General features: G+C 57.1%; 11 protein-coding genes and 1 tRNA gene. 10 read left to right on the top strand and 2 right to left on the bottom strand.

Translation table 11 applies throughout. The features are described from left to right. Positions 1–57: 57 nt before the first annotated feature. Complete coding sequence (locus HMPREF0178_RS03315) at positions 58–1461, bottom strand: M23 family metallopeptidase (RefSeq protein ID WP_009379011.1); 1404 nt, start codon at positions 1459–1461, stop codon at positions 58–60. Positions 1462–1888: 427 nt separating this feature from the next. Here HMPREF0178_RS03315 and HMPREF0178_RS03310 point away from each other — a divergent pair. The 5 genes from HMPREF0178_RS03310 (at position 1889) to HMPREF0178_RS03295 (ending at position 5408) form a co-directional block, all read left to right on the top strand. After that, positions 1889–1975 (top strand) — tRNA-Leu (locus HMPREF0178_RS03310). 580 nt (positions 1976–2555) lie between these two features. Further along, a complete protein-coding gene (locus tag HMPREF0178_RS03305) occupies positions 2556–2990 on the top strand; it encodes a cupin domain-containing protein (protein WP_009379010.1) in 435 nt (144 codons plus the stop codon). Positions 2991–3188: 198 nt separating this feature from the next. Continuing rightward, on the top strand, positions 3189–3347 hold the full coding sequence (locus tag HMPREF0178_RS22345) for a twin-arginine translocation signal domain-containing protein (protein WP_232281178.1): 159 nt from the start codon (positions 3189–3191) through the stop codon (positions 3345–3347). Beyond that, on the top strand, positions 3347–4159 hold the full coding sequence (locus tag HMPREF0178_RS03300; RefSeq protein ID WP_009379009.1) for a DUF362 domain-containing protein: 813 nt from the start codon (positions 3347–3349) through the stop codon (positions 4157–4159). The genes HMPREF0178_RS22345 and HMPREF0178_RS03300 overlap by 1 nt, the downstream gene beginning before the upstream one ends. 394 nt (positions 4160–4553) lie before the next feature. Beyond that, positions 4554–5408 (top strand): MBL fold metallo-hydrolase, encoded by an 855-nt coding sequence (locus HMPREF0178_RS03295; protein ID WP_232281177.1) that lies wholly within the window; start codon positions 4554–4556, stop codon positions 5406–5408. Between the two features lie 147 nt (positions 5409–5555). On the opposite strand, the gene trpS is transcribed toward HMPREF0178_RS03295, so the two are convergent. Further along, positions 5556–6650: a tryptophan--tRNA ligase gene (gene trpS / locus HMPREF0178_RS03290; protein ID WP_009379007.1), complete on the bottom strand. Its 1095-nt coding sequence runs from the start codon at positions 6648–6650 to the stop codon at positions 5556–5558. A gap of 826 nt (positions 6651–7476) precedes the next feature. Here trpS and HMPREF0178_RS03280 point away from each other — a divergent pair. The 5 genes from HMPREF0178_RS03280 (at position 7477) to HMPREF0178_RS03260 (ending at position 12623) form a co-directional block, all read left to right on the top strand. Further along, positions 7477–8754 carry an ATP-grasp domain-containing protein gene (locus HMPREF0178_RS03280; protein ID WP_005026324.1) on the top strand — a complete coding sequence of 426 codons (1278 nt, stop codon included), beginning with the start codon at positions 7477–7479 and terminating at the stop codon, positions 8752–8754. 4 nt (positions 8755–8758) lie between these two features. Next, positions 8759–9046, top strand: coding sequence for a hypothetical protein (locus HMPREF0178_RS03275; RefSeq protein WP_005026326.1), 288 nt, complete (start codon positions 8759–8761; stop codon positions 9044–9046). A 48-nt stretch (positions 9047–9094) separates the two neighbouring features. After that, complete coding sequence (locus HMPREF0178_RS03270; RefSeq protein WP_009379006.1) at positions 9095–9991, top strand: CoA-binding protein; 897 nt, start codon at positions 9095–9097, stop codon at positions 9989–9991. A gap of 55 nt (positions 9992–10046) precedes the next feature. Further along, positions 10047–10931, top strand: coding sequence for a CoA ester lyase (locus tag HMPREF0178_RS03265; RefSeq protein WP_005026329.1), 885 nt, complete (start codon positions 10047–10049; stop codon positions 10929–10931). Positions 10932–11387: 456 nt separating this feature from the next. Continuing rightward, the gene (locus HMPREF0178_RS03260; RefSeq protein WP_353843761.1) at positions 11388–12623 is read left to right on the top strand and encodes a malic enzyme-like NAD(P)-binding protein; all 1236 of its coding nucleotides are present in this window, start codon (positions 11388–11390) and stop codon (positions 12621–12623) included. The last annotated feature ends 18 nt before the right edge of the window (positions 12624–12641 follow it).

The following is a 12641-nucleotide window of genomic DNA, read 5'->3' as shown; positions in this document are numbered from 1 at the left end:
AGCCAGCACGGGGGAGGCCTCTTCGCTGTCAGACGGTACCGCCATGCGAGAGGCCGGTTAGTCTTCATCCTTGAACCATGTATCGGGATCGTAGTTGGCCGTATCCTTGCCCGTCAGATAGGCGTCCACGGCATGGACGACCAGTTTGTAGTCCGCCATGCGTTGTTTTTCCAGCGCCTGATCGCGGGGGATGATCAGCTTGTCCGGATTGACGAACTGCCCTTGCCTCCGGATACGGAAATCGAGATGGGGGCCGGTCGCCGTGCCGGTCGCACCCACGTAGCCGATGGTTTGCCCCTGCCGGACGCGTTTGCCGTTCTTCATGCTTTTGGCAAAACGGGACATATGCCCGTAGAGCGACTCCAGCCCGTTGTCGTGGCGGATAATGACTTGTTTGCCGTAGCCTCCGGCCCGCCCGATATTGGTAATGATCCCGTCGCCCACGGCCATAATGGGGGTTCCGGTGGGGGCGCCGTAATCGATGCCCTGATGGGGCCGGGTGTTGCCAAAGACCGGATGCCGGCGCGCCATGCTGTAGCGCGAGGTCACGCGCAGGAACGAGAGCGGAGCCTTGAGCAGTTCCCGGTGGAGGTTGTCGCCTTCCGCATTGTAGTATGTTTCCCGGCCGCGTTCGTTGTGGAACAGATAGGCCGTATGTTGCTTGCTTTGATTGGTGAACTTCGCACCGAGCACGCGTCCATACCCCTCAAACGCATCATGGCGGAAACGCTTTTCCACCAGCACCTCGAAGGCGTCGCCTTCCCGTAGGTCGCTGATAAAATTGATTTCGGAAGCGAAGACGTTCGCAAGGGCAATGGCCAGCGCCACATTTTCGCCTTGTTCGGTTACGGCTCCGGAAAGCGTGCTCTTGATCTCGCCTTTGATGACCGCCAGCGAGGTCTGGTAGTCGATCTCTTCAAGCCGGGCGACGAAACGGTCGTCCTTCTTCTCGACGATGAGGTATTTTTCCTGATTGATTTCGTACTTGAAACACCGGAACGCCTTGGTCTGCGGATCTCGGACAACGGCGAAGGGCTGGCCGAAACGGACCTTGGTCAGGGCATATACCGGCTTGGCCGCCGCGAGCAGCTCGGCAAGCTCGTTTGCGTCCATCCAGTCCCCAAGGATTTTGCCCGCCGTGTCGCCTTTCTGGATCTCGCTGCGGAGGACTTCTCCCTGTTCAGGGTCCTGTTCGATGGTATAGCGCGGATTGGCCTCATAGACGTCGGCTTCCTTGGCGTCTTCCTCTTCGCCCTCCTCTTTTTGCACCTCTTCCTCTTCATCCTGTTTGAATCCGCCCACGGCATGTTCGGGAGACAAGGACAACAGCTCTTCCACGTGGGAAACCACGTTTTCGAGCGGAGCGGGAAGGGGTTCGGCATCATCACGGAACCGGAGAAGCAGCGCGAGGCTGAGAAGGATAAGGCACAGGGAGATGATGCACCATAAAATCCGTCGCATGGGCAGACACCTGAATCATTGCAAACGAGTTGAGGTTCGCCGGTCGCCGCGCGGAGCCGTTCCCGAATGACGGAAGCGGCGGAGGGGACATTCCCCGGCGCGGCACGAAACATGCCTCATACCCTATTCGAACGGAATAACCTACCGTTTTTTCGGTAAAAATATTTTTACAAAGCGGTTGCCGCCAGATCTGTTCCGCAACAGCGGAAGTCCGTTGAAGCCTGTTCGGGCCGTATGGAAAGCCGATACGGAGAATGGCGCAGCGAGGGGAGGTGCGGAACGACAGAAGCGGTTCACCATGCTGGTTTTGATGAAAACGCGGAATAACGCTGTGTTAGCGTTGTCGTATTGCCCGGAGAAAAAAATTTGCCCGAAAACGAAAAAAGAGCTTGCCAAGGAAGGGGCTTTTCGCTAGAAATTTCTTCGCGCCGAAGTGGTGGAATTGGTAGACACGCTAGGTTCAGGGTCTAGTGAAGGTTCCTTCATGGGAGTTCGAGTCTCCCCTTCGGCACCATAAGAAAGTAAACGGGCTGGCAGAGCAATCTGTCGGTCCGTTTTGTTTTTTCGTCATTGTCTTTTGAGGCTCTGTACGTGGGCAAAAGCTCATGGAGGAACCGATGCCGGACAATAAACTTGCTGTCAGTGATGTGCGGGCGTTCAGAAGAGTGGTCATGTTTTTTATGTACGTTCGAATCGTTCTCGCTATTGTCGGCCCTCAATTTGAGGTCTTTCAGGTATGCGATGAGTGAATGAGATAGGGCTGTTTCCAGCTTTCACATGCGAGTTTTTTCAATGCGCCGGAATTCTTGATGAGAGAAGTTCGGCGCTTTTTTTCGCCCTTTTTTCAGCGGTATCCTTTGTGCTTTCGCTATGTGTTGAACTTCCTGTTTTGAAGAGCCTGGGACGATTGAGGGGCTCGCCAGTCCGGTGCGTTTCGAAGCTGAGGCGGGTTCCGTAAGGCTCAGACGTCGTTTTCCCCTGACAAGCTCCACTGAGAGAATAAGGCAAGAATAAAAGAGGATCGTATCTGTTCTTCGGCATAGGGACCGGATATGTTTCTTACAGAGAAAATTGTCGGCAAAGGAGTCCGTCATATGGAAAAAGATACGCTTTCCACCGCTGTGAGCGAACCGGTCATCCTGCGCAACGGTTCGCAGCCTTCCATCAAGGGGCCAGATACGTGGTTTACCGGCACGGTCCGCATCGATCCCCTGTTCCCGGTCCATACGCCGGCACGCGCCTCAAGCGCTTACGTCACCTTCGAGCCGGGAGCCCGTACGGTGTGGCATACCCATCCTCTGGGGCAGGCTCTGATCATTACGGCTGGGGTCGGCAGGGTTCAGGTGCAGGGTGGGCCGATTCAGGAGGTCCGCCCCGGCGATACGGTCTGGTTCCCTCCATATGTCAAACACTGGCACGGAGCCGCGCCCGGCGTTGCCATGACCCATATTTCCGTGGCTGAAGAAGAGGATGGGAACAACGTCGAGTGGCTGGAAAAAGTAACGGAAGAACAATACACGGGAAACTAGGGCCGTTGCATTGAAAGGCCGGGTTGTGTGTGGGGCAATGCCTTATGTGTGCCGCACGTTGGAATCTCGTTTTTGGAAACGTACAGCGTCCATACGTTTCCCGTCATCCTGCTGCAGGGTGTCAAGAGTTCTTTGAAAGAAGAATGAATAAAAAGGTTGCAAGCATCATTGCGGAGAGGCAATCAAGGAGTTCACAATATGGCTGAACAGTTTTCCCGCCGGAGTTTTCTGAAAGGCGGAGCGCTCACTGCAGGGGCTTTCGCTTTGGGTGGCTTACTCAGAGTCGATACTGCTATGGCCGCGCCGCAGGAAAAGGCCAAGGTCTTTTTACGAAGGACATCAGCCTCGAAGGGTTGATGAAGGTCTATGCCCGCGTCAATCAGGGCATGAGCGGCAAGATCGCCATCAAGCTGCATACGGGCGAACCGCATGGTCCGAATATTTTACCCCGCGAAATGGTCAGGGGGTTCCAGGCGAACATTCCGAACAGCAGCATTGTGGAATGCAATGTTTTGTATCCCAGTCCGAGGCAGACCACGGAAGGGCATCGTGAAACCCTGAGGACCAACGGCTGGACCTTCTGCCCCGTCGACATCATGGATGAGGATGGTGACGTAAGTCTTCCCATTCCCGGCGGGAAATGGCTTACGGAAGTGTCCGTCGGCAAACATATCCTGAATTATGACGCCATGCTGGTGCTGACCCATTTCAAAGGCCATACTGTAGGCGGTTTCGGCGGATCGCTCAAAAACATTTCCATCGGTTGCGCCTCAGGGAAGCTGGGCAAGCAGCAGATCCATCAGCTTCCGGGCGACGGGAGCTGGCCGGGAGGCCCGCTGTTCATGGAGCGGATGGTAGAAGGCGGCAAAGCCATTACCAATCATTTTGGGCAACATATTACCTATATCAACGTGCTCCGGAACATGTCCGTGGATTGCGACTGTGCCGGGCTCGGCGCGGCGGCACCCACCACGCCGGATTTAGGGATCATTGCCTCGACGGATATTCTGGCCGTCGATCAGGCTTCGGTGGATATGGTTTATGCGTTGCCCGAAGCGCAGCGGCGCGACCTCGTGGAACGCATTGAGTCCCGCAGTGGCCTGCGCCAGCTTGAGTACATGAAGCTTCAAGGCATGGGGAACAATCAATACGAGCTGATCACCGTATAAGGTGTTCGGGATCTCCGCCGATGCGCGCGAAGGGCATCGGCGGGGACGGTAGGGCGGTTCCGAGGAATAGCCGGGGCCGCCGCCGTATCCCGTCCGCGTCTGAAAAGAGAGAAAGTCTGGAGATTCCATGAAAAGGGGTATGCGCGTGGCGTTCGGTCTGGTCCTTTTACTCTGCATTCTTATCGAGGGAGGGTATGCTTTCATGTCGCAGGCTTCATTCGGCAAGTTGCCTGAAGGTGCCCGTCTTGACGCTATATCGCAGTCGCCTCACTATGAAGACGGAGCCTTTCGCAATACGGAGCCGCTGCCGCTCATAAAGGGGAACGGCGGCATTGTGGGCGCGTTGATGAAATACGTTTTTTCGTCAACGGAAGGGCAGAAGCCGGCTCGTCCCATGCCTTCAGCGAAAACCGACCTGCGGGCGCTCGACAGGAATACGGATACCGTCGTCTGGCTCGGCCATTCTTCCTACTTTGTGCAGCTCGGCGGCAGGCGTATTTTGATAGATCCCGTGTTCAGCACCTTTGCTTCGCCGGTCTTTTTTGCCAACAGGGCGTTCGAGGGGACGAACCTCTACACCGCCGAGGACATGCCGGACATCGATTACCTGCTCATTTCCCACGATCATTGGGATCATCTGGATTATGCCACGGCAACGGCGCTTCGGTCCAAGGTGGGGCAGGTTGTCTGCCCCCTCGGCGTCGGGGCCCATTTTGAAGCGTGGGGCTATGGCAAGGAAACGGTTTTCGAAGGAGACTGGTATTCCGCCCTTGAAGGGGAAGAGGGCTTTGCCATCCACATCCTGCCCGCCCGCCATTTCTCGGGCCGCTCACTGACCCGGAACAAGACCCTTTGGGCGGGCTTTGCCCTTGTTACCCCTGAGCGCAGGATTTTTTTCAGCGGAGACAGCGGATACGGCAAGCATTTCGCGGAAATCGGCGCACGCTTCGGCGGGTTTGATCTCGCTATGCTCGACTGCGGGCAATACGACGAGAACTGGCGGTACGTCCATATGATGCCGGAAGACACGGCGCAGGCCGCGGAAGATTTGCGCGCCCGCGCGCTGCTCCCGGGCCACATGGGGAAGTTCGCCATTGCCTACCATACGTGGGATGATCCGTTCAAACGGATTGTGGCGGCGAGCCGAGGCAAGCCGTATCGGCTTCTCCTGCCCCTGCTCGGTGAGCCCGTCGCTCTGCCCGTCGCTTCGGACGGTGAGCTCTCCCGCTGGTGGGAAGCCGGACGGTAACACGGCTTCATTGATGAGCGAAAAGGCCCCGTTCCCTTGCCTGAGTAGGGGAATGCCGGGGCCTTTCTTCTTTGTGGAAGGGAGGGCTCGCTTTTCTTCAGAAACGTTTTCCTTCCCTTCCACAATGTCTTCACACGACTTGAGAGCTCATTCACATGAGCGGGCGTATTTTTTCGCCTGTTCGTTGATCAGATCCATATCTTCAAAATAGTTGATTTTCATGGCCCGTCTTACGTCATCCAGCGTCCGGGCGGCGGCTTCGCGGGCCCGCATACTGCCTTCCTTGAGGATGTCATAGATGGCGGGAATATCCTTTTCGAGTTCCCGGCGGCGATTGCGGATGGGTTCCAGTTCGTCCTGAAGGACGTTGTTCAGGAACTTTTTGACCTTCATGTCGCCGAGGCCGCCACGGGTATAGTGGGCCTTCATTTCTTCAATGTTCTGATAGTCCGGGAAGTGGCGCTCGAAATGTTCTGGACGGCTGAAAGCGTCCAGATAGATGAATACGGGGTTATTCTCGACCTGACCGGGGTCTTCCACTCGGAGGTGGTTCGGGTCGGTGAACATGGACATGACCTTCTTTTTGACCTCGTCCGCGTCCTCGCCCAGATAGATGCAGTTGCCGAGCGACTTGCTCATCTTGGCCTTGCCGTCGATGCCGGGCAGGCGCAGGCAGGCCTTGTTGTCCGGGAGCAGCATCTCGGGCTCGACCAGCGTGTCCCCGTAAACCGCATTGAACTTGCGGACGATTTCCTTGGTCTGCTCCAGCATCGGGGCCTGATCCTCGCCCACGGGCACGGCCGTTGCCTTGAAGGCCGTGATGTCGGACGCCTGGCTGATCGGGTAGGTGAAGAAACCGACCGGGATGCTGGCTTCAAAGTTGCGCATCTGGATTTCGGATTTCACTGTGGGGTTGCGCTGGAGCCGGGCCACGGTCACAAGGTTCATATAGTAGAAAGAGAGTTCGCAGAGTTCGGGGATCTGCGACTGGATGAACATCGTGGATTTTACCGGATCAAGGCCGCAGGCGAGGTAGTCGAGGGCGACTTCGATGATGTTCTGGCGCACCTTTTCGGGATGCTCGGCGTTGTCGGTCAGCGCCTGCGCGTCCGCGATCATGATGAAAATCTTGTCGTACTTGCCGGAGTTCTGGAGCTCCACCCGGCGCTTCAGCGAACCGACGTAGTGGCCGACATGCAATCTTCCGGTGGGCCGATCTCCAGTCAATATAATCTGTTCCATTACAGCTTTCCTTTCGCCTGTTTCGTTTTTTTCGGTTGACGCTTGAGGCGTGCGCGGTTGGCGTCGTAGCGCGTCTCTCCATATCCGGGCTCCGCTCCGTAACGGTTTCTGTTCATACATGATAGGGCGATGAAGTTCAAACGCCCGGTGTTACCCTCGGATGGAGGGGGCGGAAACCTTGTGGCAGCCTCCTCGCACCTTTTTTGCGTTGCGCCAGCGAGCCTCGCCGCCCCGGAACCCGCATTCCGCCTCGCTTATGCCGATATAGGGAAGACGGATTCTTTCTTAATGGTGAATGCATGTTTGAATAAACTTTTCTTATTCCAAAACGGAATATTGATTATGAAAAAAGGAAATAGTTTATAGTATTATAAAAAAATCCATCTTTTTTATATTTTTCTATTGAAAATGTACTTGGTATAATCCTGAATAATGCATGAAAATGCTTCGAACACTTATAGTTATTTGTGCAAAAATGCTTTTTATCCATATCTCTTTTAAAGAAAGACAGTTATTGTTAATGTACGAAATGTCACAAGGCGAAAAAATACAATTCATCAATCGACTGTTTCATTAATCAATTTACGTTTTCGAAAGGAAAATCAATTTTTATTTATGAAAAAAATAAAAAAGATCTGTTTGACTTTCTTTTTAGATAAAACTAAAAATAGCCTTACGAGGAAAACGCAAGGCGGAAAAAGCCGATGTTTCCTTTATCGCGTCACGTTGGGCTGGCTTTATGAATTGGTTTTCTGGTTTGAAGAACAAAGGAATGTTGAGTTGATGGTGGCATTGAGAACATGAATTCCTGAAGAAGGGGCATCACATGGCCAAATTTCTGGAATATCAGGGCAAGGAATGGCTCGCGAAAGGCGGGATGCCCGTCCCCAAAGGGCGGGTGGCATCTTCTCCTGAAGAAGCGGAGGAAGCCGCCCGCTGGATCGGCGGCCCCGTAGCCGTCAAGGGGCAGGTACAGGCTGGCGGACGCGGCAAGGCCGGGATCGTCAAGCTGGCCGATACGCCCGAGGAAGCGCGTGCCCTCGCTGAAGAAATCCTCGCCAAGACCGTAAAGGGGCTTCCGGTCGAGAAAGTCCTCATCGAAGAAAAACTGGACATCAAGAAAGAGTATTACTGTTCATTCGTCATCAACAACGCCCGCGAAGCCCGCTGCCCCATGCTGATGTTCAGCACGGAAGGCGGCATGGACATTGAAAGCGTTGACGAAAGCTTGCTGTTCAGGCTGAACATCGATCCGCAGTATGGCCTCCAGTCCTACGACGCCATCGATGTCTGCACCCAGGCCGGGATTGCTCCGGCAGACCTCTCCAAATTCGCCTCTTTCCTCACCAAACTGTCCAAGCTCTACAAGAAGTACGACTGCCAGACGCTTGAAATCAATCCCTTCGTGATGACCGGGGACGGCAGCCTCTATTGTGCCGACTGCAAGATGGAGATCGACAACAGCGCCGTGTTCCGTCACCCCGATTTCGGGATCAAGATCGCCCGCGACCTGCCCGGCCAGCCCACGGATCTGGATGTCATCGGCTGGGGCATCGAAGAAACCGACGCCCGCGGCACAGGCTTCCTCATGAACATGGGCTACGATGAAGTGAGCCCCGGCTACGTGGGCTACCATCCCATCGGCGGCGGCTCCGCCATGATGGGCCTCGACGCGCTGAACGCCGTGGGCCTCAAGGCCGCCAACTACGCCGACACCAGCGGCAACCCCGTTGCTGCCAAGATTTACCGCGTCGCCAAGGCGACCCTCTCCCAGCCCAACATTGAAGGGTACCTGCTCGGCGGCTTCATGATGGCGAATCAGGAGCAGTGGCACCACGCCCACGCGCTGGTCAAGGTGCTGCGCGAGATGCTGCCCAAGAAGCCCGGCTTCCCCTGCGTGCTGCTGCTGTGCGGCAACCGTGAAGACGAATCCCTCGAGATCCTGCGTACCGGCCTCGCCGACATGATGACCCCGGACGGCATCGGCAGGCGCATCGAGATCTACGGGCGGGAACACGTCACGGACACGAAGTTCATCGGCGAACGGCTGCTTGCTCTGTGCAAGGAATACAGCGCTGAGAAAACGTCTCAGAAGGCAGGGTAGATCCTTGGAAATCAAAGAAAAATCCTCGACTGTCTCGATCGATGTCAGCAAGTGCCTCTCCTGCGAGACCAAGGCGTGCGTCGCCGCCTGTAAAAAATATGCGCGGGGCATCCTTGAATTGAAGGACGGCGTGCCCTCGGTCGAGCATCTGACGGCGGAAGAAGTGCTCCGTCTCGGCACGGAATGCCTTGCCTGTGAATTCGCCTGTACCTTCCACGGCAACAAGGCCATCACCATCGATGTCCCTGTCGCCGGGCTGCCGGAATATCTGGCCAAGCGCGGATTGGCCTGACGCCTCGCGCCGGGTCGGGCAACCATCTTTGACCAAAAGGATTGGGGTATGGGCATACTGATCAACAAGAATACGAAAGTGGTCGTTCAGGGCATCACGGGCCGTGAAGGGTCCGTGCGCACGAAATACATGAAAAGCTACGGAACCCATGTCGTCGGCGGCACCAGCCCCGGCAAGAAGGGCTCCGACGTTCACGGCGTTCCGGTCTACAACACGGTGAAGGAAATCGCCCGCGAACACGGCGAGATCGACTTCAGCGTCATCTTCGTGCCCGGGCATGTGCTCAAGACCGCGGTCATGGAGGCGGCGGATGCGGGCGTCAAGAACGTGATCCCCTGCGTGGAAGGTACCCCCATCCACGACATCATGGAGATGATCGCCTACTGCAAGGTCAAGGGCACCCGCCTGCTCGGGCCCGGCTCCATCGGGATCATCACGCCGGGAGAAGCCGTGGTCGGCTGGCTCGGCGGCAATGTGGAATGGGCCAATACCTTCTTCAAAAGAGGGTCCATCGGCGTGTTCTCGCGCAGCGGCGGCCAGTCGGGAACCATCCCGTGGGTACTCCGTGAAGGCGGCTTCGGCGTGAGCACGGTCATCCATACCGGCACGGAACCGGTTCTCGGCACCTCGATGGCGGATCTGCTTCCGCTGTTCGAGGAAGATCCCGAAACCGAAGGCGTGGCGGTTTATGCCGAAATAGGTGGTTCGCAGGAAGAGGAGTGCGCCGAGGTCATCGCCTCCGGAAAGTTCACCAAGCCTTTTGTGGTGTACGTTTCCGGCGCATGGGCCCCCGAAGGCCAGCGCTTCTCCCATGCATCCAATATCGTGGAGCGCGGTCGCGGTTCGGCCAAGAGCAAAATGGACGCGATCACGAAAGCCGGGGGGGACGTCGCCATGACGCCTACCGACATCCCGGTCATCCTGCACGAGAAATTGAAGAAATAGCTTCGGTCCGATTGGTATCTTTTCAACCAACTTTTTTCCTCAAAGGAGAATTCCCATGGCCGTTATGCGTTCTATCATGTATGTTCCCGGCAATAACCCCAAGATGGTTGAAAAAGCTCCCAGCATCCCCGCCGACATCATTACCCTCGACCTCGAAGACTCCGTGCCCCCGTCCGAAAAGGAAGCGGCCCGCAAGCTCGTTGCCGAAAAGCTTAAATACGCCGGTTCCGGCGGCGCTCAGGTGTACGTCCGCATCAACAACTGGGAAACCGAAATGACCAACGACGACCTCGAAGCCGTCGTATGGGAAGGCCTTGATGGCGTGACCCTCGCCAAGACCGGTCATCCGGATGACGTCAAGCGTCTTGACTGGAAGCTCGAAGAACTGGAACGCCGCCGCGGTATCCCGGTCGGGACCGTGAAGATCTCCATGCTGCTCGAAACCGCCAAGGGCATCATGAACGCCTATGAATGCTGCATGGCCAGCTCCCGCAACGTGAACGCCATCTTCGGCGCCGTGGATTACTGCCGCGACATGCGCGTGAAGCTGACCTCCGAAGCCGTCGAACAGATGTGGGGCCGCGCCAAGATGGCCATCGCCGCCCGCGCCGCCGGCATCGTCGCCATCGACGCCCCGTTCGTGGCCTATCAGGACATCCCGGCTTTCGAACGCAACGTGATGGAAGGCAAGCAGATGGGCTACGAAGGCCGCATGATCATCCATCCCAGCCAGGTGGAACCCTCCAACCGCCTCTACGCTCCCGATCCCGCCGACGTGGAATGGGCCAACGGCGTTGTGAAGGTGTTTGAGGAAGAGGGGCTCGCCAAGGGCAAGGCCGCCGTTTCCTACCTCGGCAAGATGGTCGATACCCCGGTGTATCTCAACGCGAAGGACATTTTGGCCGCTCAGGCCGAAATCGACGCCAAGGTAAAGAAATAGGTTGTTACGCGGGGCATGTCCGTCGGACATGCCCCGCCCCTTGACGGTTTGAAAGGACGTTTTGGGCGTTGCGGCGCGACAAGCGGGTTTGCCCGTTCCGGCACCTTCGCGTGCAGGGATGGGCCGCCTCCGGAAGCAGGTGTTTTTCCGGGGAGGTGGGGGCCTCCTTCGGGACTGCGCCGGATTCCCGGAACGTCTCTTCATACCGTCAAGGCCGGTTCACAGCGACAGTCCGTTTCCTCTGTTCATGACTCCCTGATGCGTTCGCGCTTTCCGGCAGGATCGGAAAGGGCGGCGGAATTGCTCCCTTATTTTTCAAGATCTCGGATCATGCCCTGTACGGGAGATCCGCTCTCCGAACACAAAGGTGTAACGCCGTGGGGGACGGTGCTCTGTTGTCGTACCCTTTTTTCGGCGCTCCGCCGTTACCCTAATGAAGAGGCTCCCATGTCACGTATCAAAAATCTCCGTGAAGAAGCTCTGGCCCTGCATAAGGACAACGTCGGCAAGATCGACATCCGGATCAAGGTTCCCGCGCGCGACAACGATGACCTGACGCTCGCCTATTCGCCGGGCGTGGCCGAGCCGTGCAAGGAAATCAACAAAGATCCCGCCATGCTCGACGTCTACACCAACCATTCGAATTTCGTGTGCGTGGTGTCCAACGGGACCGCGGTGCTCGGGCTCGGCGACATCGGTGCGGGTGCCGCCATGCCGGTCATGGAAGGCAAATCTTTGCTGTTCAAACGGTTTGGCGACGTGGACGCCTTCCCGCTGTGCGTGAACACCAAGGATACCGCCAAGATTGTCGAACTGGTGGAGCTTGTGGCCCCCACGTTCGGCGGCGTGAACCTTGAGGACATCAAGGCCCCAGAATGCTTTGAGATTGAGGACAGCCTGAAGGCGCGCGGCGTCTTCAAAGGCCCTATCTTTCATGACGACCAGCACGGGACCGCCGTGGTGACGCTTGCGGGCCTCCTCAACGCCCTCAAGATTGTGGGCAAGAACATTGAGGACATCAAAGTCGTGACCAGCGGCGCGGGCGCTGCCGGAACGGCGATCATCAAGCTGCTCATGGCCGTCGGCCTCAAGAACGTCATCATGTGCGACTCCAGGGGGCCCATCTGGGAAGGCCGCCCCGAGGGCATGAACAAGTACAAGGAAGCCATCGCCAAGGCGACCAATCCCGACAAGGTGAAGGGCACGCTTGCCGACGCCATCAAGGGCGCGGACGTGTTCATCGGCGTTTCCGTGCCGGATTCCCTGAATGAGGACATGATCCGCAGTATGGCGAAAGACCCCATCATCTTCGCGCAGGCCAACCCCATTCCGGAAATCTGGCCCATTGAGCGCGCGACGCAGGCCGGAGCGAAGGTTGTGGCCACGGGCCGTTCCGACATCAAGAATCAGATCAACAACGTGCTGGCCTTCCCCGGCATCTTCCGCGGCGCCATTGACGTGCGCGCCACCGACATCAACGACGCCATGAAGATCGCCGCCGCCCACGCCATCGCGGATCTGGTCACGCCCGAAAAGCTCAGCCCCGACTACATCATCCCGTCCGCGACGGATCCCGACGTCGCGCCCGCCGTTGCCGCTGCCACGGCGCGGGCCGCCATCGAAAGCGGCATCGCCCGTAATCCCGTAGACCCGCAGTCCGTGGCGGAAAACCTCCGCAAGCGCCTGTCGTAACCGGCCTGAACCCTTTCC

Source organism: Bilophila sp. 4_1_30 (genome assembly GCF_000224655.1).
GTDB classification, from domain to species: Bacteria; Desulfobacterota; Desulfovibrionia; order Desulfovibrionales; family Desulfovibrionaceae; genus Bilophila; species Bilophila wadsworthia.
Note: the sequence above shows the minus strand (reverse complement) of the source record. Positions and strands in the feature narration are given on the sequence as shown.